Origin of the sequence: Tistlia consotensis USBA 355, assembly GCF_900177295.1 — a bacterium.
Lineage (GTDB): Bacteria > Pseudomonadota > Alphaproteobacteria > Kiloniellales > DSM-21159 > Tistlia > Tistlia consotensis.
In genome coordinates, this window is record NZ_FWZX01000015.1 from 21,333 (window position 1) to 43,516 (window position 22,184).

At 71.3% G+C, this 22,184-nt stretch carries 20 protein-coding genes; 17 read left to right on the top strand and 3 right to left on the bottom strand.

The genetic code is table 11. The features are described 5' to 3' along the window. The first annotated feature begins 4 nt into the window (after positions 1 to 4). The 12 genes from B9O00_RS17520 (at position 5) to B9O00_RS33510 (ending at position 12,092) form a co-directional block, all read left to right on the top strand. A complete protein-coding gene (locus tag B9O00_RS17520) occupies positions 5 to 1,318 on the top strand; it encodes a replication-associated recombination protein A (protein ID WP_085124000.1) in 1,314 nt (437 codons plus the stop codon). Between the two features lie 155 nt (positions 1,319 to 1,473). After that, positions 1,474 to 2,133: a cysteine hydrolase family protein gene (locus B9O00_RS17525; RefSeq protein WP_085124001.1), complete on the top strand. Its 660-nt coding sequence runs from the start codon at positions 1,474 to 1,476 to the stop codon at positions 2,131 to 2,133. A 54-nt stretch (positions 2,134 to 2,187) separates the two neighbouring features. Beyond that, positions 2,188 to 2,574: a fluoride efflux transporter CrcB gene (gene crcB, locus B9O00_RS17530; RefSeq protein WP_085124002.1), complete on the top strand. Its 387-nt coding sequence runs from the start codon at positions 2,188 to 2,190 to the stop codon at positions 2,572 to 2,574. Further along, on the top strand, positions 2,571 to 3,599 hold the full coding sequence (locus B9O00_RS17535; RefSeq protein WP_085124003.1) for an RluA family pseudouridine synthase: 1,029 nt from the start codon (positions 2,571 to 2,573) through the stop codon (positions 3,597 to 3,599). The genes crcB and B9O00_RS17535 overlap by 4 nt, the downstream gene beginning before the upstream one ends. A gap of 3 nt (positions 3,600 to 3,602) precedes the next feature. Continuing rightward, entirely contained in the window at positions 3,603 to 4,298 is a 696-nt protein-coding gene (locus tag B9O00_RS17540) for an HAD-IA family hydrolase (protein ID WP_085124004.1), read from the top strand. After that, positions 4,295 to 6,499, top strand: coding sequence for an AsmA family protein (locus tag B9O00_RS17545; RefSeq protein WP_085124005.1), 2,205 nt, complete (start codon positions 4,295 to 4,297; stop codon positions 6,497 to 6,499). Before B9O00_RS17540 ends, B9O00_RS17545 begins: the two co-directional genes overlap by 4 nt. 11 nt (positions 6,500 to 6,510) lie before the next feature. Beyond that, positions 6,511 to 7,245 carry an ATP12 family chaperone protein gene (locus B9O00_RS17550; RefSeq protein WP_085124006.1) on the top strand — a complete coding sequence of 245 codons (735 nt, stop codon included), beginning with the start codon at positions 6,511 to 6,513 and terminating at the stop codon, positions 7,243 to 7,245. Continuing rightward, positions 7,242 to 7,685: a hypothetical protein gene (locus tag B9O00_RS17555; protein WP_085124007.1), complete on the top strand. Its 444-nt coding sequence runs from the start codon at positions 7,242 to 7,244 to the stop codon at positions 7,683 to 7,685. Before B9O00_RS17550 ends, B9O00_RS17555 begins: the two co-directional genes overlap by 4 nt. A gap of 137 nt (positions 7,686 to 7,822) precedes the next feature. Further along, positions 7,823 to 9,355: an acyl-CoA carboxylase subunit beta gene (locus tag B9O00_RS17560; RefSeq protein WP_085124008.1), complete on the top strand. Its 1,533-nt coding sequence runs from the start codon at positions 7,823 to 7,825 to the stop codon at positions 9,353 to 9,355. A gap of 106 nt (positions 9,356 to 9,461) precedes the next feature. Beyond that, positions 9,462 to 11,417, top strand: a complete 1,956-nt coding sequence (locus B9O00_RS17565; protein WP_085124009.1) for an acetyl-CoA carboxylase biotin carboxylase subunit — start codon at positions 9,462 to 9,464, stop codon at positions 11,415 to 11,417. Between the two features lie 202 nt (positions 11,418 to 11,619). Next, on the top strand, positions 11,620 to 11,829 hold the full coding sequence (locus tag B9O00_RS17570) for a cold-shock protein (RefSeq protein ID WP_085124010.1): 210 nt from the start codon (positions 11,620 to 11,622) through the stop codon (positions 11,827 to 11,829). 98 nt (positions 11,830 to 11,927) lie between these two features. After that, on the top strand, positions 11,928 to 12,092 hold the full coding sequence (locus B9O00_RS33510) for a hypothetical protein (RefSeq protein ID WP_179243915.1): 165 nt from the start codon (positions 11,928 to 11,930) through the stop codon (positions 12,090 to 12,092). Positions 12,093 to 12,122: 30 nt separating this feature from the next. Here B9O00_RS33510 and B9O00_RS17575 read toward each other — a convergent pair whose 3' ends face one another. Together B9O00_RS17575 and B9O00_RS17580 are read right to left on the bottom strand one after the other, a co-directional pair. Beyond that, complete coding sequence (locus B9O00_RS17575; protein WP_085124011.1) at positions 12,123 to 12,584, bottom strand: YaiI/YqxD family protein; 462 nt, start codon at positions 12,582 to 12,584, stop codon at positions 12,123 to 12,125. Next, the gene (locus B9O00_RS17580) at positions 12,581 to 14,995 is read right to left on the bottom strand and encodes a GcvT family protein (protein ID WP_085124012.1); all 2,415 of its coding nucleotides are present in this window, start codon (positions 14,993 to 14,995) and stop codon (positions 12,581 to 12,583) included. Before B9O00_RS17580 ends, B9O00_RS17575 begins: the two co-directional genes overlap by 4 nt. Positions 14,996 to 15,358: 363 nt before the next feature. Between B9O00_RS17580 and B9O00_RS17585 the strand changes: the two genes are divergently transcribed. From B9O00_RS17585 to B9O00_RS17600, 4 genes are all read left to right on the top strand, one after another. Continuing rightward, the gene (locus B9O00_RS17585) at positions 15,359 to 15,949 is read left to right on the top strand and encodes a hypothetical protein (RefSeq protein ID WP_200808550.1); all 591 of its coding nucleotides are present in this window, start codon (positions 15,359 to 15,361) and stop codon (positions 15,947 to 15,949) included. Between the two features lie 61 nt (positions 15,950 to 16,010). Continuing rightward, positions 16,011 to 17,666 (top strand): methyl-accepting chemotaxis protein, encoded by a 1,656-nt coding sequence (locus tag B9O00_RS17590; RefSeq protein ID WP_085124013.1) that lies wholly within the window; start codon positions 16,011 to 16,013, stop codon positions 17,664 to 17,666. An 80-nt stretch (positions 17,667 to 17,746) separates the two neighbouring features. Then, the gene (locus B9O00_RS17595) at positions 17,747 to 18,439 is read left to right on the top strand and encodes a class I SAM-dependent DNA methyltransferase (RefSeq protein WP_085124014.1); all 693 of its coding nucleotides are present in this window, start codon (positions 17,747 to 17,749) and stop codon (positions 18,437 to 18,439) included. A 281-nt stretch (positions 18,440 to 18,720) separates the two neighbouring features. Continuing rightward, positions 18,721 to 19,935 carry a hypothetical protein gene (locus tag B9O00_RS17600; RefSeq protein WP_085124015.1) on the top strand — a complete coding sequence of 405 codons (1,215 nt, stop codon included), beginning with the start codon at positions 18,721 to 18,723 and terminating at the stop codon, positions 19,933 to 19,935. A gap of 68 nt (positions 19,936 to 20,003) precedes the next feature. Here the strand turns inward: B9O00_RS17600 and B9O00_RS17605 are convergent, their stop codons facing one another. After that, on the bottom strand, positions 20,004 to 20,969 hold the full coding sequence (locus tag B9O00_RS17605; RefSeq protein WP_085124016.1) for a 2-hydroxyacid dehydrogenase: 966 nt from the start codon (positions 20,967 to 20,969) through the stop codon (positions 20,004 to 20,006). Positions 20,970 to 21,132: 163 nt separating this feature from the next. On the opposite strand from B9O00_RS17605, the gene B9O00_RS17610 reads away from it, so the two are divergent. After that, the gene (locus B9O00_RS17610) at positions 21,133 to 21,969 is read left to right on the top strand and encodes an EipB family protein (protein WP_085124017.1); all 837 of its coding nucleotides are present in this window, start codon (positions 21,133 to 21,135) and stop codon (positions 21,967 to 21,969) included. Positions 21,970 to 22,184: the final 215 nt, after the last annotated feature.

The following is a 22,184-nucleotide window of genomic DNA, read 5'->3' on the forward strand; positions in this document are numbered from 1 at the left end:
TCCCATGTCGAGCGGTGAGCTGTTCGAGACCCAGGCGCCGCGGCCCCTGGCCGACCGCCTGCGGCCGCGCGCGCTCGACGAGGTGCTCGGCCAGGACCACCTGATCGGCCCCGACGGCCCGATCGGCCGCATGGCCGCCCATCGGCGTGTCAGCTCGACCATCCTCTGGGGGCCGCCGGGCACCGGCAAGACCACGATCGCCCGCCTGCTGGCCGAGATCAGCGATCTCGCCTTCGAGCCGCTGTCGGCCGTCTTCTCCGGCGTCGCCGACCTGCGCAAGGTCTTCGAGCGGGCCAGGGAGCGGCGCCGGAGCGGCCGCGGCACCCTGCTGTTCGTCGACGAGATCCACCGCTTCAACCGCGCCCAGCAGGACGGCTTCCTGCCCTACGTCGAGGACGGCACGGTGGTGCTGGTCGGGGCAACCACCGAGAACCCCTCGTTCGAGCTCAACGCCGCCCTGCTGTCGCGCTGCCAGGTGCTGGTGCTGAAGCGCCTCGACGACGCCGCCCTGGAGAAGCTGCTGGCGCGCGCCGAGGCCGAGGCCGGCCGGCCGCTGCCGCTGACCGCCGAGGCGCGGGCCTCGCTCGCCGCCCTGGCCGACGGCGACGGCCGCTACCTGCTGAACCTGGCCGAGGAGCTCTTCAGCCTGCCGTCGGCGAGCGACGGCGGGCCGGTGCTCGACACCGCCGGCCTGGCCGAGGTCGTGCAGCGGCGCATGCCGCTCTACGACAAGAGCCAGGAGGGCCACTACAACCTGATCTCGGCTCTGCACAAGTCGCTGCGCGGCTCGGACACCGACGCCGCGCTCTACTGGTTCGCGCGCATGCTGGCCGGCGGCGAGGACCCGGAGTACATCGCCCGGCGCCTGCTGCGCTTCGCCGTCGAGGACGTCGGCCTCGCCGACCCGCAGGCGCTGACCCAGGCGATCGCGGCCTGGAACGCCTATGAGCGGCTCGGCAGCCCGGAGGGCGAGCTGGCCCTGGCGCAGCTGGTCATCTATCTGGGCACCGCGCCCAAGTCGAACGCTGCCTACAAGGCCTACGGCGCGGCCTCCCGCTCGGCCAGGGAGACCGGTTCGCTGATGCCGCCGATGCACATCCTGAACGCGCCGACCAAGCTGATGAAGCAGCTCGGCTACAGCAAGGGCTACGCCTACGACCACGACGCGCCGGAGGCCTTCTCGGGCCAGAACTACTTTCCCGAGACGATGGAGCGGCAGCGTTTCTACCGCCCGGTCGAACGCGGCTTCGAGCGGGAAATCGCCAAGCGATTGGAATACTGGGAGCGGTTGCGCCGGGAGCGCTCAGAGGGGGGATGAGTCATGCCGATTGAAACGCGGACAGCGTTGCACGCCTCGCGACGCGGTCATGCAGGAGCGCCTGTTGTGCGCGCCCGGGGCGGTCGTATTGTCTTGGTAACAAAGTCGGGCGAAGCCCCCGCCGGCCCTCTCCACAGAGCGAGAAGCTAACCCCCATGGTCGAGCAAAACGTCCCCCAGAGGGATTCGGCCGCGCTCATCACCGTGGACATGCAGAACGACTTCCTGCGCAGCGACTCGCCGGTCAAGGCGAGCGGCGTCAAGTCGGCGCTGCCCAACATCGAGCGTCTGGTCCGCGGCTTCCGGGAGCACCGGAAGCCGATCTTCCATTCGGTGCGCCTCTACCGGCCCGACGGCACCAACGTCGACCTGTTCCGGCGCACGGCTGTCGAGGAGGGCATGCGCGTCCTGATGCCCGGCACGCGCGGCGCCGACCTGGTCGCCGAGATCTCGCCCTGCAAGGCGCGGCTGATGCCCGACGCCCTGCTCGCCGGCGAGTTCCAGGAGCTGGCGCGCAACGAATACGCCTTCTACAAGCCGCGCTGGGGCGCCTTCTTCAGTACCGGGCTCGATGCCCAGCTGCGCGAGCTCGGGATCACGACGATCGTGATCTGCGGCGTCAACTTCCCGACCGGCGGCCGCGCCACGGTCTACGAGGGCGCGGCGCGCGACTACCGGGTGATCGTCGTCGGCGACGCCCTGGGCGATGCCAGCGAGGACAGCCTGCGCGAGCTCGGCCGTCTCGGCGCCTATCAGAAGACCACCTCGGCCTGCCTGGAATGGCTGGCCGGCGGGCAGCGCTCCAGCGCCGCCTGAGGTGCGGCGCCCGTACCCTTACCTCACGCGCGGGTTTCCGCTAAAAGCGCAGCCATGAAGCTGCCGCTCCTCCTCGCCATCGCTGCCGGCGGCGCCGTCGGCGCCCTCGGCCGCCATTTCGCCGCCGGGCAGGCGATGAAGCTGCTCGGCACCGGCTTCCCCTGGGGCACGCTGCTCGTCAACGTGCTCGGCTCCTTCATCATGGGGGTGCTGATCGAGGTCTTCGCCCGCTTCTTCCACCCGAGCCAGGAGCTGCGGGCCTTCCTGGTGGTCGGCCTGCTCGGCGCCTTCACCACCTTCTCGACCTTCTCGCTCGACGTCGGCCTGCTGCACGGCCGCGGCGAGCTGGGCCTGGCCGCGCTCTACGTGATCGTCAGCGTGTCGCTCTCGATCGCCGCCCTCTTCTTCGGCTTCTGGCTGATCCGGAACGTGCCCGCATGAGCGGCGTCGAGACCCGTCTGGTCGAGGCCGGGGAGGGCGAGCAGCGGCTCGACCGCTGGTTCCGGAAGCACTATCCGGCGGTGACCTTCGGCCACCTCGCCAAGCTGCTGCGTACCGGCCAGGTCCGGGTCGACGGCAAGCGCGCGCAGCCCTCGACCCGCCTGGCCGAGGGCCAGGCGGTGCGGGTGCCGCCGCTCGGCGGGCCGTCCGGCGGCCCGGGCGCGGCGGTGCCGGCCGCCCCGCAGCGTGCCGAGACGCCGCTGAGCGAGGCGGAGGCCGAGGCGCTGCGCGCCCGGGTGCTCTATCGTGACGACTGGATCATCGCCCTCGACAAGCCGGCCGGCCTGGCCGTCCAGGGCGGCAGCGGCCAGACCCGCCATCTCGACGCCATGCTCGACGCCCTGATGTTCGAGGCGGTCGAGCGGCCGCGCCTGGTCCATCGCCTCGACCGCGACACCGCCGGCGTGCTGCTGCTGGCGCGCACCGCCGAAGCCGCCCGGCGCCTCGGCGAGGCCTTCCGCCAGGAAGGCGGCGGCGAGGGCGCGCGCAAGATCTACTGGGCGCTGGTCGCCGGCGTGCCGCCGAAGAAGCGCAGCCAGCTCGACCTGCCGCTCGGCAAGGAGGGCGGGCCCGGCAAGGAGAAGGTGCGCACCGGCGCCGCCGACGCCAAGCCGGCGCGCACGCGCTACCACCTGATCGACAGCCACGCCCGCAAGGCCAGCTTCGTCGCCCTGCGGCCGCTGACCGGCCGCACGCACCAGCTGCGCGTCCACATGGCGGCGCTCGGCTGTCCGATCCTCGGCGACGGCAAGTACGGCGGCAGGCAGGCCTTCCTCGACCGGCCGGCGCTGCCCAAGCAGCTGATGCTGCTGGCCCGCGAGCTCGCCGTGCCGCATCCCGAGGACGGCACCACCGTGCGCTTCACCGCGCCGATCCCGCCGCACTTCGCCGAGGCTCTGGCGGCGCTGCGCTTCGATCCCGAAGGGCCGGCGGTCGAGCGGGCCGCGCTCTGGCTGGAAGGCTGACGGGTGGCGGCCGGCGCCCCGTCGCATCCCTACAGGCTGATCGTCTTCGACTTCGACGGCACCCTGGTCGACAGCCAGGCCGGCATCGTGCACTGCATGGCCGCGGGCTTCGCCGCCGTCGGCCTGCCGGCGCCCGAGGCCGGGGCGGTGCGCCGGGTCGTCGGCCTGTCCCTCGAGCTGGCGATCGCGCGCCTGCTGCCGGACGCGGCCGGGGACGCCGTGGCGCCGGCCGCCGCCGCCTATCGCGAGGCCTTCCTGGCGTGGCGGGCCGATCCGGCGTTCCACGAGCCGCTGTTCGAGGGCGTGGCCGAGACCCTGGAGCGGCTCGACCGCCCCGAGGTGCTGCTCGGCATCGCGACCGGCAAGAATCTGCGCGGCCTCTCGGCCTCGCTGGAGCGCCACGGCCTGAGGCATCGCTTCACGACGCTGCAGACTCCCGACCACTCGCCATCGAAGCCGCATCCGGGCATGCTGCAACGGGCAATGAACGAGGTCGGGTGCTACCCTGACGAGACGGTGCTGATCGGAGATACGACTTTCGACATCGAAATGGCACAAAACGCCGGCACGGTTTCGCTCGGCGTGTCCTGGGGGTATCACGATCCCGAGGAGCTGCGTGCAGCCGGTGCGCGCGGTGTGCTGGCCGAGATGGCCGAGCTGCCCGAGCGCCTGGCGACCCTGGCTGGAGAGCTGTCATGAAAGTGGTGAAGTGGATCCTGATCGGCCTCGTCGTGCTGGTCGTCGCCGTCGGCGCCACCTTCTATGCGATCCTGCGCAGCCTCAACACCGACGAGCTGCGCGGCTTCATCGAGGCCCAGGCCGAGCAGGCGACCGGCCGCAAGCTGCGCCTCAAGGGTCCGATCGACCTGTCGGTCTCGCTGACCCCGGCGATCGTGCTGAAGGACGTCAGCTTCGACAACGCCGACTGGGGCAGCCGGCCCGAGCTGCTCGACGTCGGGCAGGTCGAGGCCCAGGTCGCCCTGATGCCGCTGCTCCAGGGCCGCTACGTCATCCAGCGGGTCGTCATCGAGAATGCCGACATCCTGCTGGAGACCGACAAGAAGGGCGAGGGCAACTGGGCGCTCTCGACCGGCGGCGCCAAGGGCGGTGCGGCGGGCGCCGGATCGGCCGGCGGCTCGACGGCGTCGGGCACGCCGGTGGTGCCGGAGGTCGGCTCGGTTGAGATCCGCGACAGCCGGCTGGTCTACCGCGACGGCGCGACCGGCGAGAGCCTGCTGCTCAATCTCGATTCCCTGGAGGTCAAGCCGGACGGCGACCAGCTGAAGGTCTCGGCCGAGGGCAGCTATCAGGAAGCGCCCTTCGAGCTGTCGGGCCGCCTCGGCGGCCTGCCGATCCTGATGAAAGGCGGTGACCTGCCGGTCCAGCTGTCGGGCAAGATCGCCGGTGCCGAGGTCTCGGCCGACGGCCGGATCACCGACCTCAAGGGCGCGGCGACCCCGGACATCAAGGTCCAGCTGCAGGCCGAGTCCCTGGACCAGTTCGACAAGCTGGCCGGCTCCAGCCTGCCGCCGCTCGGGCCGCTCGCCTTCAGCGGCCGGATCGGCCTGGACGCCGGCCTGATCACGGTCGACGGCATGGCCCTGTCGCTCGGCGGCTCGGATCTCGCCGGCACGCTGACCGCCAGCCTGAAAGGCGCGCGGCCGGCCGTGCTGGCCGACCTGACCGGCGCCAAGCTCGACCTCTCCGATTTCGCCAAGGCGGGGGCGGGCGAGAAGGCCGTCTCGACCGCCCCGGTCGACCAGGCGGAGCAGAAGGCGGCCGACCAGCAGGCCAAGGAGGCCCGGCAGACCGAGACCGCGGGCGGCCAGCCCTACGTCATCCCCGACACGCCGCTGCCGCTCGCCGCGCTCAAGCTCGCCGACGCCCAGGTCAAGCTGAAGCTCGGCCAGCTGATCGTCGACCCGGAGCTGACGCTCGGCGACGTCGAGCTGGCGCTGCGCCTGGAGAACGGCAAGCTCGACATCTCGAAGCTGCGCGCCAAGGCCTTCGAGGGCCAGCTCGACGGCACGCTCAGCCTGGACGCCGGCAAGTCGCCGGCGCCGCTCGCGACCAAGGTCGACGTCAAGGGCCTGTCGGTCGGCGAGCTGCTGAAGACCTACGCCGGGTCGCAGGACCTGGAGACCTCGCTCGACGTCGCGCTGGACCTGAAGGGCCGCGGCGACTCGCCGCGCGCCATCGCCTCCAGCCTCAACGGCAGCAGCGAGATCGTCGGCGGCGAGGGCGTCATCAACAACCGGATCCTGGCGATCGTCGCGACCGGCCTGGACCAGATCCTCGGCCCGCTGTTCGGCGGCGAGAAGGAGACCAAGCTGAACTGCCTGGTCAGCCGCTTCCGCTTCGAGAACGGCCTGGCGGTCAGCCAGGCCCAGCTGCTCGACAGCAGCACCTTCTCCCTGGCCGGCGCCGGCACGGTGAACCTCAAGAACGAGAACCTGGACCTGAAGTTCGACACGCGCACCCGCGAGGCGGCGCTGGTCAGCCTGGCCATCCCCTTCGTGGTCAGGGGCACCCTGGCCGATCCGAAGCCGGCGCCGGACGCGCTGGGCGCGGCGATGAAGGCGAGCGAGTTCGTCGGCGGCGGCAGCAACCCGCTGGCCGCGCTCGGCGAGATGGTCTCGGGCCAGGGCGGCCAGGCCGGTGGCGGCACCGCCGCCCCAGCCGCCACCGAGAACAGCTGCGTGACGGCTCTCGAGCAGACCGCCGACGTGCCGGCCAGCAAGACGCCGATCGGCTCGGTCAAGGAGAGCCTGGACAAGGTGCTGAAGGGCGACGATGCCCAGAAGGCGCTCGACAGCGCCAAGGACACGCTCGGAAAGGGCGACGTCAAGAAGGGGCTGGACGACGTCAAGAAGGGCCTCGAGGGCCTGTTCAAGAACTGACGCCTGCCCCGATGGCCGAGCCCAGGAAGCGCATCTACAAGACGGTGACGGTCGCCCGCGACGCGGGCGGCCATCTGGTCCAGCTCGACGGCCGGCCGCTGCGCACGCCCGCCAGGGTGCCGCTGGCGGTGCCGGCCGCCGGGCTCGCCGAGGCGATCGCCGAGGAATGGCGGGCCCAGGGCGCCACGCTCGATCCCTCGACCATGCCGCTCACCGCACTCGCCTGCAGCACCATCGACCTGGTGAGCGCCAAGCGCGCCGAGACGGTCGAGGAGCTGGCCGGCTTCGCCGAGCACGAGCTGCTCTGCTACCGCGCGCCCAATCCGGCCGAGCTGGCCGAGCGCCAGAAGGCGGTCTGGCAGCCGCTGCTCGACTGGGCGGCGCTCGGCCTCGACGCGCCGCTGGTCGCGACCGAAGGCCTGGCCAGTGTCCCGCAGCCGCCGGATGCGCTGGCCGCGCTGCGGCGCGCCGTCGAGCGCCAGGACGACTGGCGCCTCGCCGCCCTGGCGCTGGCCGTGCGCGTCTCCGGCTCGCTGGTCGTCGGCCTGGCGCTGGCCGAGGGGCGGCTCGACGCAACGGGCGCCTTCGAGGCCGCCGAGCTCGACGAGTCCTTCACCATCGAGCGCTGGGGCGAGGACCCGGAGGCGGCGAAGCGCCGCCGGGGCCTGCTCGCCGAGCTCGCCGCCGCCGAGCGCTTCCTGCGCCTGCTCGACGAGGCTGCCGGCCCCGATGAGGGCGACGGATGAGCGGGCCGTGGGACCATCAGCTCCGGCTCACGCTCGCCGCGGAGGCGGCGGCCGCCGCCCGCCGCGATCCCGGCGACCCGGCCCTGGCGCCGCTGCCGGAGATCCTGGCCCGGCACCGGGCCAGCCTGACGTGCCAGTACGACGCCTTCGCCGACTACGTCGCCGAGGCGGAGCGGCGCGGCGTCGAGGACTTCCCGCTCTACGCCTGGACCAGGGCGACGATCGAGGACCCGGCCAAGCAGGCGAAGTACCTGAAGTCCTTCACGCTCTATGTCGAGGGCAGGGAGGTCTATGCCACGGAGGTGGCCGATGCGCTCCAGGCCGAGCTGGAGCCGCTGGTCGGCGGCGGCCTGGTCGTCGGCCTCGACCGCTACGACACCAACCCGGCCAACAACCCCCAGCCGCCGGCGCAGCTGCGCGACAGCGGGACGTCGCGGTAGCCGTCTCGCTGCTGCGGCCGGCCGAAGCGCCGCGCAGCCCTCGCCTTGCCCGCCCGACGCCCCCATGCTATCGCCGGGGCGGCCGGCCGCGAGGCCTGGACGGCCGCAGAAGCCGGAAAACAGGGGAAGAGGCGCGCATGAAGGAGATCCTGCAGGAACTGGAGCGGCGGCGCGCCCAGGCCCGGCTCGGCGGCGGCGGCAAGCGGATCGCGGCGCAGCACGGCAAGGGCAAGCTGACCGCGCGCGAGCGCATCGAGGTGCTGCTCGATCCCGGCTCGTTCGAGGAGTGGGACATGTTCGTCGAGCACCGCGCGGTCGACTTCGGCATGGCCGAGCAGCGCGTGCCGGGCGACGGCGTGGTCACCGGCCACGGCCTGGTCGACGGCCGGCCGGTCATGGTCTTCAGTCAGGATTTCACGGTGTTCGGCGGCTCGCTGTCGGAGACCCACGCCAGGAAGATCTGCAAGGTCATGGACCAGGCCCTGCAGCTCGGCGTGCCGGTCGTCGGCCTCAACGATTCCGGCGGCGCGCGCATCCAGGAGGGCGTCGATTCCCTGGCCGGCTACGCCGACGTCTTTCTGCGCAACGTCGTCGCCTCGGGCGTCGTGCCGCAGATCTCGATGATCATGGGGCCCTGCGCCGGCGGCGCCGTCTACTCGCCGGCCATGACCGACTTCATCTTCATGGTGAAGGACAGCTCCTACATGTTCGTGACCGGTCCGGACGTGGTGAAGACCGTGACCCACGAGACGGTGACTCACGAGGAGCTCGGCGGCGCGCTGACCCACACCACCAAGTCCGGCGTCGCCGACCTCGCCTTCGAGAACGACGTCGAGGCCCTGCTCGAGCTGCGCCGCTTCCTGTCGTTCCTGCCGCTCAACAACCGCGAGGCGCCGCCGGTCCGGCCGACCGACGACCCGGCCGAGCGCGAGGACCTCTCCCTCGACACCCTGGTGCCGCCGAGCCCGAACAAGCCCTACGACATGAAGGAGCTGATCGAGAAGGTCGTCGACGAGGGCGAGTTCTTCGAGCTGCAGCCAGCCTATGCCGGCAACATCGTGATCGGCCTCGCGCGCATGGACGGCAGGACCGTCGGCATCGTCGCCAACCAGCCGATGGTGCTGGCCGGCTGCCTGGACATCGACAGCGCGATCAAGGGCGCGCGCTTCGTGCGCTTCTGCGACTGCTTCAACATCCCGATCGTGACCTTCGTCGACGTGCCCGGCTTCCTGCCCGGCACCGCCCAGGAATACAACGGCATCATCAAGCACGGCGCCAAGCTGCTGTTCGCCTATGCCCAGGCGACGGTGCCGAAGGTCACGGTGATCACCCGCAAGGCCTACGGCGGCGCCTACGACGTCATGAGCTCCAAGCACCTGCGCGGCGACGTCAACTACGCCTGGCCCTCGGCCGAGATCGCCGTGATGGGCCCGAAGGGCGCGGTCGAGATCATCTTCCGCGCCGACGCCGGCGATCCCGGGAAGATCGAGCAGCGCACCGAGGAGTACCGCAAGCTCTTCGCCAACCCCTTCGTCGCCGCCAGCCGCGGCTTCATCGACGACGTGATCATGCCGCACGGCACCCGCCGGCGGATCTGCCAGGCCCTCAAGCTGCTCGAGAAGAAGCGGCTCGAGGACCCCTGGCGCAAGCACGACAACATGCCGCTGTGAGGACCAGGATGCCCGGAGCGCCGGTCTTCCGGCCCCTCAGCCCGTCATCCCTTCGCGGGGATGACGGAATCGAAAAGCCGGCGAACGGGCGGCGAAGGGGAGACGCATGTTCAAGAAGATCCTGATCGCCAACCGCGGCGAGATCGCCGTGCGGGTGATCAAGAGCTGCAAGCGGATGGGCATCGCCACGGTCGCGGTCTATTCCGAGGCCGACCGGGACTCGCTGCACGTCGAGCTGGCCGACGAGGCCGTCGCGATCGGGCCGGCCGCCTCGGCCGAGAGCTACCTCAGGGCCGACAGGATCATCGAGGCCGCCAAGGCGACCGGCGCCGAGGCGATCCATCCCGGCTTCGGCTTCCTGTCTGAGAAGGCGGGCTTCGTCGAGGCGCTGGCCGAGGCGGGCCTGGTGTTCATCGGCCCGCCGGCGCCGGCGATCGCCGCGATGGGCGACAAGATCGAGTCGAAGAAGCTGGCCGCCAAGGCCGGCGTCAGCACCGTGCCCGGCCACATCGGCGAGATCGCCGACGCCGAGGAGGCGGTCGAGATCGCCCGCGGCGTCGGCTACCCGGTGATGATCAAGGCCTCGGCCGGCGGCGGCGGCAAGGGCATGCGCATCGCGCGCAGCGACAAGGAGGTCGCCGAGGGCTTCCGCTCGGCGCGCAGCGAGGCCAAGTCGTCGTTCGGCGACGACCGCGTGTTCATCGAGCGCTACGTCGAGGAGCCGCGGCACATCGAGATCCAGGTGCTGGCCGACGCCGAGAAGTGCCTCTACCTCTGGGAGCGCGAGTGCTCGATCCAGCGCCGCCACCAGAAGGTCGTCGAGGAGGCGCCGTCGCCGTTCCTCGACGAGGCGACCCGCAGGGCCATGGGCGAGCAGGCCGTGGCGCTGGCGCAGGCGGTCGGCTACCGCTCGGCCGGCACCGTCGAGTTCATCGTCGACAGAGACCGCAACTTCTTCTTCCTGGAGATGAACACCCGCCTGCAGGTCGAGCATCCGGTGACCGAGATGATCACCGGCCTGGACCTGGTCGAGTGGATGATCCGCATCGCCGCCGGCGAGACGCTGCCGTTCTCCCAGAAGGAGGTGAAGCGCCAGGGCTGGGCGATCGAGACGCGCGTCTATGCCGAGGACCCGACGCGCGGCTTCCTGCCCTCGATCGGCAGGCTGGTGCACTACGCCGAGCCCAAGGCGGTCGAGGGCGTGCGCGTCGATTCGGGGGTGCGGGCCGGCGCCGAGATCTCGATGTACTACGACCCGATGATCGCCAAGCTGGTGACCCACGGGCCGGACCGCGAGACCGCGATCCAGCGCATGCGCGCGGCGCTCGACGCCTTCCACATCCGCGGCATCCAGCACAACGTCGCCTTCCTCTCGGCGGTCGTCGGCCATCCGCGCTTCCGCGAAGGGCGCCTCTCGACCAACTTCATCGCCGAGGAGTTCCCCGACGGCTTCGTCGGCAGCGCGCTGCAGCCCGACGACCTGCACCGCCTGGTCGCGGTCGCCGCCTTCGTCGGCTGGCGCCGGGAGTTCCGCGCCGCGCCGCCGGGGCAGGCAGTCGAGCGCGTGGTCTTCCTGGACCGCACGTCGCACCGGGTGACGATCGAAGGCACGACCGGCGACGTCGTGGTGCGCGGCGAGGGCTTCGAGCGCGAGGTCCGGGGCAGCTGGGCGCCCGGCGTGCCGCTGTTCCGCGGCGCCGTCGGCAGCCGCGCCCTGATCGTCCAGGTCGACGGCGACGAGCCGGGCTTCCGCCTGACCTTCGAGGGCGCCAGCCTGCGCGCCCTGGTCGTGGCGCCGCGGATCGGCAGCCTGCTCGAGCTGATGCCGGTCAAGCAGCCCCCGGATCTCTCAAGGTTCCTGCTCTCGCCGATGCCCGGCCTGCTCGTCTCGCTGGCGGTCAGCGAGGGCCAGGAGGTCAAGGCGGGCGAGGAGCTGGCGGTCGTCGAGGCCATGAAGATGGAGAACGTCCTGCGGGCCGCAGCCGACGGCAGGATCGCGGCGATCAAGGCGAGTCCCGGCGATTCGCTGGCCGTCGATCAGGCGATTCTGGAGTTCGAGTAGGGAGGCCCCCGGGGAGGCCCTTCAAAAAAAGTTCTTGGCGTCGAGGCCCGGTCGAGCCAATTATTGGCGGTCAATCTGTCGGACGGCCGACCTCTCGTGCCTTCGTGGCTACGGAAACGCTGCCAATCCACGCCACAGTTTGACGCGCTGCACCGGCTCAGGTCCGAGGCGGGGGCGCGACCGACGCACAGAGGAGACTGCAATGCCCGTCGGCACAGTGAAATGGTTCAACGCCACCAAGGGTTACGGCTTCATCCAGCCCGACTCCGGTGGTCCGGATGTCTTCGTCCACATCTCGGCCGTCGAGCGCGCCGGCATGGGTGCCCTCAACGAGGGTCAGAAGGTCTCGTACGAGGTCGTCACCGACCCGCGGCGCGGCAAGAGCTCTGCGGAGAACCTGAAGGCGGTCTGACGCCTCGGTTTTCTCCGGGTTCGCGAGGAGGGCACCGGCTTCCGGTGCCCTTTTCGTTTCTGCGGGACGTCCCTGGGCGAGAGAGAGGAGGAGAGGCGATGGCTTTCAAGCCGAACTACAACCAGCAGCGCGCCGAGCGCAATCGCGCCAAGCAGCAGAAGAAGCAGGAGAAGCTGCAGAAGAAGGAGGACGAGGTCGCCCGCCGCAAGGCCGAGCGCGGCGACGAACTGCCGGGCGCCGACGAGGGCGCTCCCCAGGGCTGACGTCGCGGCGTCGCTCCGCGAGGCCCCGGCCTAGCCGCGGCCCCGCTTCAGCCGCACGATCGTCTCGTGCAGCGCTTCCAGGAAGCGCGAGCGGTCGCGCGGCGAGAAGGGCTTCGGGCCGCCGGTGACCGTGCCGGCCTCGCGCAGCTCCTGCATCAGGTTGCGGGTCGCCAGCGCCATGCCGACCGAGGCCTCGGTGAAGGCGCGGCCGGTCGGCCCGATGGCCGCGGCCCCCGCCTTGACCGCGCGCGAGGCCAGCGGCACGTCGGCGGTCACCACGATATCGCCCGGCCCGACGCGCTCGGCGATCCAGTCGTCGGCGGCGTCGAAGGCCGGGCCGGCGACGACCGGCCGGATCCAGGGCTGGCGCGGCACTCCCATGACATCGGCCGAGACCACGAAGACCGTCAGGCCGTGGCGCTCGGCGACCTTGTAGATCTCCGCCTTGACCGGACAGGCGTCGGCGTCGACGTAGATGCTGCCCCCGCTCACGAGCGCATGCGCGCGCCGCTCGGGTCGTAGGGCGGCTCGGCCAGCACGGTCGCGCCCAGGGCGTTGCCGAGGCTGTCGGTGACGAAGCGCCGGCCCGGCTCGGCCAGAGCCGCCGGCAGGTAGCCGAGCGCCAGCGACTTGCCGACCGTGTGGCCGTAGGCGCCCGAGGTCACGAAGCCGACGCAGCGATCGCCGTCGAGCAGCGGCTCGTCGCCCCAGAGGTCGGCATCCCTGGCCTCGATCTCCAGCATGACCAGCTTGCGGGCCGGCCCGGCCTGCTTCTCCGCGGCGGCGGCGGCGCGGCCGATGAACTCGCCCTTGTCCAGCTTGACGAAGCGGCCGAGGCCGGCCTCGAACGGCAGGTTCGCCGGCGTGTACTCCCGGGTCCAGCCGCCGAAGCCCTTCTCGACCCGCAGCGACTGCAGCGCGCGGCTGCCGATCAGCCGGGCGTCGACCTCCTTGCCGGCCTCGAGCAGCAGCTCGAGCAGCGTGTTCTGGTATTCCGGCGTGCAATAGATCTCGTAGCCGAGCTCGCCGGTGAAGGAGATCCGGCCGACCCGCGCGGGCACCAGGCCGAGCGCCATCTCCCGCATCGCCAGGAAGGGGAAGGCGTTGCCGCCGAGGTCCTCGTCGGTCAGCTTCTGCAGGACCTGCCGGGCCTGCGGGCCGGCCAGGTTGAAGCCGACCCACTGGCGGGTGACGGCCCGGCTGGTCACGCCCGCGGGCGGCAGGTGCCTGTGGAACCAGCGCTGGTGGTAGAGCTCGGCCGAGCCGGAGCCGATCACGAAGAAGCGGTCCTCGGCCAGGCGCGCGACCGTCAGGTCGCCGACGATGCGGCCCTTCTCGCTCAGCATCGGGGTCAGCGCGATGCGCCCGACGGCGGGCAGGCGGTTGGCGAAGATCCGGTCCAGGAAGGCCGCGGCGTCCGGCCCCTCGATCTCGTGCTTGCCGTAGACCGAGATCTCCATGATGCCGGCGCGCTCGCGCACCGCCTTGCACTCCTCGGCGACCGGCTTGAAGGCGTTGGAGCGGCGGAAGGTCGTGGTCTCGACCGGGGCCATGCCCTCCGGCGCGAACCACAGCGCGTACTCGGTGCCGTACTGCGCGCCCATGACGGCGCCGAGCTGCTTCAGGCGCGGATAGACCGGCGTCGTCTTGACCGGCCGCGCCGCGGTCAGCTCCTCGTTCGGGAAGGTGATCGAGAAACGGCGGCCGTAGTTCTCCTTCACCTTCAGCATGGTGAAGCGCCTGTTGGCGAAGTCGCCGTAGCGCGCGACGTCCATCGCCAGGACGCTGGTCTCCGGCTCGCCGTCGATCATCCACTGGGCCAGCGACAGGCCGACGCCGCCGCCCTGGCTGAAGCCGGCCATGACGCCGGCGGCGATCCAGTAGTTGCGGTAGCCGGGCACCGGGCCGAGCAGCGGGTTGCCGTCGCCGGCGAAGGAGAAGGGGCCGTTGACGATCTTCTTGATGCCGGCCTCGGCCAGGCAGGGGTAGCGCCTGTAGGCGGCTTCCATGCGGTCGATGATCCGGTCGAGGTCGCTCGGCAGCAGCTCGTGGCCGAAGTCCTTCGGCGTGCCGTTGAGCGACCAGGGCGTGCCGTGCGCCTCGTAGGTACCGAGCAGCAGACCCTTGCCCTCCTGGCGCAGGTAGCTCTCGCCCTTGAAGTCGACGCAGTGGATGACCTCGCTGGGCGAGCCCGCGACCTCGGGGATCTCGTCGGTCAGGATGTACTGGTGCTCCATCGGCAGGATCGGCACGGAGTGGCCGACCAGGGCGCCGACCTCGCGCGCCCAGAGGCCGCCGCAGTTGACGACGTGCTCGGCGACCACCGTGCCGTTCGGGGTCACCACGTTCCACGAGCCGTCGCCGTTCTGGGTCAGCTCCTCGACCGGCGTGTGACGGTAGACCTCGGCGCCGAAGGAGCGGGCCGCCTTGGCGTAGGCGTTGGTCACGCCCGAGGGGTCGACGTGGCCGTCGAGCGGGTCGTAGAGCGCGCCCAGCACGTCGCTGACGTCGGCGATCGGCAGGCGGCGCTTGGCCTCGGCGGCGTCGACCAGCTCCAGCTCCAGGCCCAGCACCTTGCCCTTGGCATGCACGGCGCGGATGTAGTCCAGGCGCGAGGGGTCGCTGGCCAGCAGCAGGCCGCCGGTCTGGTGGATGCCGCAGGACTGGCCGCTCTCCTGCTCCAGCGTCTTGTAGAGGCCGATCGTGTAGGCCTGCAGCTTGGCGACGTAGGGGTCGGCGTTCATGGTGTGCATGCCGCCCGCCGCATGCCAGGTCGAGCCTGCGGTCAGCTCCGAGCGCTCGAACAGCCCGACCTCTGGCCAGCCCAGCTTGGCCAGGTGATAGAGCACGCTGGCGCCGACCACGCCGCCGCCGATCACGGCGACCTGCAGATGCGACTTCATCGAAAGGCTTCCTCCGGGTTGACGGACAGGATCGCGGACGCTGGGTCAGGAAGACAGCACGGGTGCGCCGGCCAATCTAGCGCAAAGCCGACAGGGCGCGACGCAAACGTTTCAAAGGGCCGGTATCTCTGGCGCGAATGTCGCAGAGGCGGGCCCTGGCCCCGGCGTCGTCGCTACCGCAGGGCGATCTGGTTTGACCTTAAACGGGTAAACGGGGGCAACTACTGAACAACTCCGGATTGTTACAATCCATTATGAATTTAGCCTTTTTTAAGATCGCGGGACAACACTGCCTCCCCAGTCGCCAGTCGTTCCGAAAGCAACGACTCGAATATCAAGAGACAAACGCCCCTGGAGGAATAGATGCTCGGGAGAATTATTGTCGCCTCGCTGGTCGGTTTCGCGGCCCTGGTCGCCGTCCAGGCCACGGTACTTGCCGCCGATGCGCCCCATGTGGCGCCGATGAAGGAATTCGCCGCCAAGACCGTGAAGGGCTGGACCGCCGAGCCGGTCCTGGTCGATGCCATCAAGGCCCAGAACGCCAAGACCGCCGGATACGACCAGGCGAAGATCGATGCCCTCGACAAGCAGTGGCGTGCCGAGACCTCGGCGGCTGCCAAGCCGCTGATCGATTCGGTGATGGGCAACGCGCTGTCGAAGTGGCTGTCCGGCGTCAAGGAGCAGCAGGGCGGCCTGGTCACCGAGATCTTCGTGATGGACGACAAGGGCCTGAACGTCGGCCAGTCCGACGTCACCTCGGACTACTGGCAGGGCGACGAGGCGAAGTACCAGAAGACCTTCGCGGTCGGGCCGGATGCCGTCTTCGTCGACGACGTCGAGAAGGACGAGTCGACCCAGATGTTCCAGTCGCAGGTCTCGATGACCGTGGTCGACCCGGCGAGCGGCAAGCCGATCGGCGCCATCACGGTCGGCGTCAACGTCGACGCCCTCTGACGAAAGGGCCCGGCCGGGCGGGGCGCCCGCCCGGCCGGAATCTCGGACAGGGAGTATCGAGATGACCGAAGCATCTTCCCCCGGCATTCGCCGGCCCCGCTTCACCGTCGCGCGCAAGCTGACGCTGGCCGTCGCCGTCGCCGTGGTGATCGGTTTCGCCGCCGTCGCGGCGGTCAGCCTGCTGCGCGCCCAGCAGACGCTGCTCCAGCAGGGCGAGGACAAGTTCCTGACCGTGACGCAGCTGGTCGCGGGCAACGTCTCCGGCGGCATCCGCTGGAACAAGCCCGAGGCGATCGAGGAGGTCTACCGGCCGCTCACCGACCGGCCCGATTCGGCGATCGCCTCGCTGTGGACCTTCAACGCCGCCGGCGAGGTCGTGACGCACTACGACTCCGACCGCCTGCCGCCGATGGACCTCGGCCAGGCCGCGAAGCAGTCGGCCGACGCCAAGGACGGCGTCTGGAAGGCGCAGGACGGCGAGCACATCGCGATCGCCGTGCCCGCCGGGACCGACAAGCAGGGCAAGCGCCTGGGCACTCTGGCAATCGCCTGGAGCACCTCGGCGCTCGATCAGGCCGTCACCGACGCCGCCTGGCAGAGCGTGCTGGTATCGCTGGCCGGCGTCGGCCTGCTGCTGATCCTGCTGACCGTGACGGCCGGCCGCCTGATCGGCCGGCCGCTGGCGGTGATTACCGGGGCGATGTCGCGCCTGGCCGCCGGCGAGCTGGAGACCGAGGTGCCGGAGCGCGAGCGCGGCGACGACGTCGGCGAGATGGCCCGGGCGGTCCAGGTGTTCAAGGACAACGCCCTCGAGGTGCAGGCCCTGCGCCAGCGCCAGCAGGAGGATGAGGCCCGCAACGCCGAGGCGCGGCGCGCCGACCTGCTCGCCATGGCCGAGGAGCTGGAAGGCAGCATCAAGGCGGTCGTCGACGGCCTGAAGGGGGCGACCGAGACGATGCAGCGCCACGTCAACGCGATCGCCGAGGCGATCGAGGGCAGTGCCCGCCAGATCTCCGCGGCGGGCTCGGCGTCCGAGGAGGCCTCGGCGAACGTCCAGGCGGTCGCCGGCGCGGCCGAGGAGCTGACGGCCTCGATCGCCGAGATCGGGCGCCAGGCGCAGGAATCGCTCCGGATGACCGAGGAGGCCGTGACCACGACCAACGGCACCAACGAGCAGATCCAGTCGCTGGCGCGTGCCGCCGAGCGGATCGGCGAGGTCGTCAACCTGATCAGCGAGATCGCCGAGCAGACCAACCTGCTCGCCCTGAACGCGACGATCGAGGCAGCCCGCGCCGGCGAGGCCGGCAAGGGCTTCGCCGTGGTCGCCTCGGAGGTCAAGAACCTGGCGACCCAGACCGCCAAGGCGACCGACGAGATCTCCCAGCAGATCGGCGCGATCCAGTCGGAGACCAGCCAGTCGGTCGCGGCGATCGAGACGGTCACCGGCATCGTCGGCAAGGTCAGCGAGATCGCCGGCCACATCTCCGGCTCGGTCAGCGAGCAGAGCTCGGCGACCGACGAGATCGTGCGCAACATCAGCGAGGCCGCCGTCGGCACCGAGGAGGTCTCGCGCAACGTCGTCGGCGCCAGCCAGGTCGCGGCCGAGACCGGCAGCGCGGCCAGGGAGATGCGCCTCGCCTCCGAGCGGGTCGCCGAGCAGTCGGTGGCGCTCGACCAGGCGCTCGGCCGCTTCCTCTCCAAGCTCCGGGCGGCCTGAGCCGCGCGCTCCCGCCGGCCGGCGACCGGCAGACCCTCACCGTGCTAGGCTCGGCCTCCTGTGATCCAGGAGGCCGAGCCATGTCCGCCGAACCGGGTCCCGACCCCGCGCCCGACCGGACACCGGACCGGGTCGGGCGTGCGCGCCGCCTGACCGGCCCCGAGGACACGCGCGCGCTCTACGACGACTGGGCGGCGGACTACGACGCCGAGCTGCTCGGCGCGAAAGGCTACGTCGGGCCGGTCGAGACCGCGAAGGTCGTCGCGGAGGCCCTGCCGGACCGGACGGCGGCCCTGCTCGACATTGGCTGCGGCACCGGCCTGGTCGGCGCGGCGCTGGCCGGGCACGGCTTCTCGGCGATCGACGGCGTCGACCTCTCGCCGGCCATGCTGGAGCGTGCGCGGGCCAAGGGCGTCTACCGCCGGCTGTTCGCCGGGGACCTGCTGGCCGGGCTGGACCTGCCGGATCACGCCTACGACGCGGCCGTCGGCGTCGGCGTCTTCTCGGTCAGCCATATCGCCGTTCCGGCCCTCGACGAGCTGCTGCGCCTGGTCCGCCCGGGCGGCCGCATCGTGCCCTGCATCCGCCTCGGCCCCGGGAGCGGCCCCGGCGGTGGCCGCGACGACGGTGGCGGCTTCCTGCGGCGCTTCGAGGTGCTGGAGTCGGCGGGGCGCCTGCGCATCCTGGCGCGCCGCCGCGCGCCCTACATGCGGCCCCCGTCGGAGCAGGCCGCCGGCGACGACTGCGAGATCCTGGTGCTGGAGCCGCTCTGAGCGGCCCGATCGGCGGCAACCGCCGGGCGATCGGGAGGCGGGCGATCGGGAGGCGGGGCGCGATGGGGGCCACGCCCCGCCGTTCCGGTTGAGCCCAGGCCGGCGTCGCCGGCGCATAGGATGCTGCCGTAACGCCCGAGTCGCGGCCGGGTTCCGGCCCGTCGGGCAGCCTTCGGCGGGCGCGTTGCGCGGCTCGGTGCGCGAGAGTCCTTGAGTCGTCGCCGGCCGATTGGCATTCTCCCCTAAAGGTAGAAGCGCATTGCATCTCGGGGGGCGAGGTGATGGCGATTCTCGAAAAGCTCCGCGGCGAATTGCATCTGCGGCGAAAGGAAGCGCGCAGGCAGGCCGGGAAGGCTGCCCGACTGGCCGAAAAGCAGCGCCTGCGGGAAGAGGCCGAAGCCCGGGCACGGTCCGGGAAGGCGGCCAGGCAGGCCGAGAGGGCCGCCCGGCAGGCGGAGAAGGAACGCCTGAAGGCCGAGGAGCTGCTGCTGCCGGCCAACAGCACCCGCAACCTCGCGCTGTACCTGGAGGGACCGGACGTCCGCCTGGACCTGGCCGGCGCGCCGGTCAACCGGGCCGAGGTGCGCAAGCGCGGGACGCGCGGCGATCGGGTCTTCTACCACCACCTGGCCCGCCAGACCCGCCGCGACCTGATGGCCGCCCGCGCCGAGATGGGACGGGCCTACCTCGAGCGCCACCGGCCGGCGCTGGCGGGAGAGGCGATCCGCATCGATCCGGTCACGGGCTGCGCGGCCGGCCGGCTGCCGGCAACGCCGGTGCTGGAGGCCGGTCTCGACGAGGCCGCCGCCTTCGTCGCGGCCCTGCCGCCCTACGAGGGACTGCCGCTGAAGAACGCGATGATCTTCACCGTCTCGGCGGAGGAGACCCTGAATGTCGGCGACAACCGCATCGGCTACGATTCGGCGATCCGCAAGCTGGCCTGCGACCCGCACATCCTGGTTCCGGTGATCGACTACCTGGGCGCCATGCCGATCCTCTTCTCGGCGACGGTCAACGTCTCGCCGAACGAGCGGATGGAGAAGAACTCCAGCCAGTACTGGCACGTCGATCCGGAGGACATCACCCAGGTCAAGGTCTTCATCTACCTGAACGAGGTCGGCGAGCGCAGCGGCCCCTTCACGGCGCTGCCGGCCGACCGGACCGAGCGGCTGTTCCACGCCCGGCCGGACTACGGCATCGGCCGCGTGCCGGACGAGGAACTGGCCCAGGCGACGGGGCCGGAGCCGCCGCTGGTCTTCACCGGCGGGCGCGGGACGGCGGTGTTCTGCGACACGACCCGCTGCCTGCACTTCGGCTCGCGGCCGGGCGACGGCCCGCGCCACCTGCTGTTCCTGATGTACTCCCTGCCGACCTCGACCTGGTTCCCGCTGTTCCCCGGCGACGGCGAGGCCTTCCACTACATCGAGCGCTTCCAGGATCTGCGCGCGACGGCGGAGGAGCGGGCGCTGCTGGCAATGGACCTGATGCCGGCCTGAGCATCGTCCGCCCCCGCCGCATCGCCCCCGCCGCATCGCCGGCGATGTCCCGCGAGAGCGGGAGACGCTCAGACCAGGGCGTCGGGCGGCTCCTTGCCGGCGAAGAAGGCGTCGAGGTTGTCCAGGCACTTGAGGCCCATGGCGTCGCGTGTCTCGATCGTGGCGCTGCCCATGTGCGGCAGCAGGAAGGCGTTGGGCAGCTCCCGGTAGCGCGGATCGAGCTTCGGCTCGCCGCGGAACACGTCGAGGCCGGCGGCGGCGAGCTTGCCCGACTGCAGGGCGGCGATCAGCGCGTCGTCGTCGACCACCGTGCCGCGCGCCGTGTTGACCACGACCGCGCCGTCGGGCAGCCGGGCGATGCGTTCGGCGTTGAGGAAGTTCTCGGTCTCGGCGCTGGCCGGGAAGTTCAGCGAGACGAAGTCGCAGAGGCCGAGCAGCTCGTCGGGATCGGCGTGATAGGTCGCGCCCTCCTCCTGCTCGGCCGGCAGCCGGCGCCGGTTGTGGTAGTGCACCTGCATGTCGAAGCCGCGGGCGCGCCGGGCGACGGCGCGGCCGATGCGCCCCATGCCGAAGATGCCGAGCCGCTTGCCGGTGACGTGGACGCCGAGCAGCTGGGTCGTCGACCAGCCGACCCACTCGCCGTTGCGCAGCATGGCCTCGCCCTCCCAGGCGCGCCGGGCCGCGCCGAGCAGGCAGAGCAGGGTGATGTCGGCCGTCGCGTCGGTCAGCACGTCGGGCGTGTTGGTGACCCGGATGCCGCGCGCCTGCGCCGCGGCCGTGTCGATGTGCTCGTAGCCGACCGAGAAGGTGGCGATCGCCCGGACCGAGGCGGGCAGGCGGCCGATCAGCCCGGCGGTGAACTTCTCCGAGCTGCAGCAGAGGATCGCGTCGCAGCCCTCGGCGAGGGCGACCAGGCGGTCCGGGCTGTGGACCTCGTCCGACTCGTTGAGCGTCGCCCGGTAGTCGCGCTGCAGGCGGGCGGTCACGGCGGGCGGCAGGCGCCGCGTCGCGAGCACGAGGGGACGGTCGGTCATGGTCTTCTCCCTGGTCGGTCTGCCCTGCGGGCTGGGGTCGGTCTGCCCTGCGGGCCGCGGGCGGCGGAGGGCCTCGGGTTCCTGGCCGCGTGCCTTGTCACGGCGCGGCGGCAAGCCTAGTAGTTGTCGAAGGGGGTGTGGAGCCCAATGAAGGACGGATGCGATGCGATGCCTCTTCCCGGCGGTCTTCATCGTGCTGGTCACGACCGGAGTCGCCAATCCGGCGGCGGCCGGTCCGCAGGAGGCGGCGCTGAAGCATGCCATCGAGCGGTTCCAGCCCCATCGCGCCTCCTACGAGCTGACCCTGGAGCGGGCGCGTAGCAGCGACGTCTCGGCGGCCAGCGGCCAGCTCAGCTTCGAGTGGGCCGACGCCTGCGACGGCTGGACCGTGCGCCAGCTGACCCGCATGGAGGTCTCGCGCGGCCAGGAGCCGAGCCTGGACTTCGGCTGGCGCTTCGATTCCTGGGAGGCCAAGGACGGCACGTCCTACCGCTTCTTCATCGACCGCTTCGACCACGGCCGCAAGAGCGAGACGATCTCGGGCCGGGCCAGCCTGCAGGCGGTCGGCAAGGCCGGCACGGCGCATTTCGACGAGCCGGTCGAGCGCGACGTGCCGCTGCCGGCCGGCACGATCTTCCCGACTTGGCATTCCTACGAGATGATCGCCATGGCCGAGGCGGGCCAGCAGCAGATCTGGCGCACGGTCTTCGACGGCTCGGCCGACGACGACGGCCTGTCGGAGGTCTCGGCGGTGCGGTCGGACGGCAAGAAGCCCGTCGCGGCGCCGAAGGTCGGCGCCGACCTGCTGGCCGGCCTCGAGGCGCACCGCATCTTTCTCGCCTACTACAGCACCGATCCGAGCCGCTCCGAGCCGGTCCACGAGCAGGAGGTGCTGATCTACGGCAACGGCGTCGCCGACGACTTCGTGTTCGACTACGGCGACTTCGCGCTGCGCGCCCGGCTGGTCGAGCTAGAGGCCCTGCCGAAGCCGAAGTGCTGATCGTCCGCACGGGTCGGCGACCGCCCCGGCCGCTCGATGTTCCCCGCCCAACGGCTTGATCCTCTTCGCGTTGTGCGCTGCGGCGGGTGCCGGTTGCGCGGACCGGCCGATTCTGCCATGTTCCGCGCGCCTCAATCCGGGGATTCCAGCCTTTTGGAGACGCTTTAGGTTCCCTTCGTCGCCGCGGAAAAGCGCGGCGCTGAGGCGAGGGAACG

Bases quoted from the DNA above. Each gene is read 5' to 3' on its own strand.
- B9O00_RS17520 (WP_085124000.1), top strand. From the start codon at position 5: ATGTCGAGCGGTGAGCTGTTCGAGACCCAGGCGCCGCGGCCCCTGGCC.
- B9O00_RS17525 (WP_085124001.1), top strand. From the start codon at position 1,474: ATGGTCGAGCAAAACGTCCCCCAGAGGGATTCGGCCGCGCTCATCACC.
- crcB (WP_085124002.1), top strand. From the start codon at position 2,188: ATGAAGCTGCCGCTCCTCCTCGCCATCGCTGCCGGCGGCGCCGTCGGC.
- B9O00_RS17535 (WP_085124003.1), top strand. From the start codon at position 2,571: ATGAGCGGCGTCGAGACCCGTCTGGTCGAGGCCGGGGAGGGCGAGCAG.
- B9O00_RS17545 (WP_085124005.1), top strand. From the start codon at position 4,295: ATGAAAGTGGTGAAGTGGATCCTGATCGGCCTCGTCGTGCTGGTCGTC.
- B9O00_RS17550 (WP_085124006.1), top strand. From the start codon at position 6,511: ATGGCCGAGCCCAGGAAGCGCATCTACAAGACGGTGACGGTCGCCCGC.
- B9O00_RS17555 (WP_085124007.1), top strand. From the start codon at position 7,242: ATGAGCGGGCCGTGGGACCATCAGCTCCGGCTCACGCTCGCCGCGGAG.
- B9O00_RS17560 (WP_085124008.1), top strand. From the start codon at position 7,823: ATGAAGGAGATCCTGCAGGAACTGGAGCGGCGGCGCGCCCAGGCCCGG.
- B9O00_RS17565 (WP_085124009.1), top strand. From the start codon at position 9,462: ATGTTCAAGAAGATCCTGATCGCCAACCGCGGCGAGATCGCCGTGCGG.
- B9O00_RS17570 (WP_085124010.1), top strand. From the start codon at position 11,620: ATGCCCGTCGGCACAGTGAAATGGTTCAACGCCACCAAGGGTTACGGC.
- B9O00_RS33510 (WP_179243915.1), top strand. From the start codon at position 11,928: ATGGCTTTCAAGCCGAACTACAACCAGCAGCGCGCCGAGCGCAATCGC.
- B9O00_RS17580 (WP_085124012.1), bottom strand. From the start codon at position 14,995: ATGAAGTCGCATCTGCAGGTCGCCGTGATCGGCGGCGGCGTGGTCGGC.
- B9O00_RS17585 (WP_200808550.1), top strand. From the start codon at position 15,359: ATGCTCGGGAGAATTATTGTCGCCTCGCTGGTCGGTTTCGCGGCCCTG.
- B9O00_RS17590 (WP_085124013.1), top strand. From the start codon at position 16,011: ATGACCGAAGCATCTTCCCCCGGCATTCGCCGGCCCCGCTTCACCGTC.
- B9O00_RS17595 (WP_085124014.1), top strand. From the start codon at position 17,747: ATGTCCGCCGAACCGGGTCCCGACCCCGCGCCCGACCGGACACCGGAC.
- B9O00_RS17600 (WP_085124015.1), top strand. From the start codon at position 18,721: ATGGCGATTCTCGAAAAGCTCCGCGGCGAATTGCATCTGCGGCGAAAG.
- B9O00_RS17605 (WP_085124016.1), bottom strand. From the start codon at position 20,969: ATGACCGACCGTCCCCTCGTGCTCGCGACGCGGCGCCTGCCGCCCGCC.
- B9O00_RS17610 (WP_085124017.1), top strand. From the start codon at position 21,133: ATGCGATGCCTCTTCCCGGCGGTCTTCATCGTGCTGGTCACGACCGGA.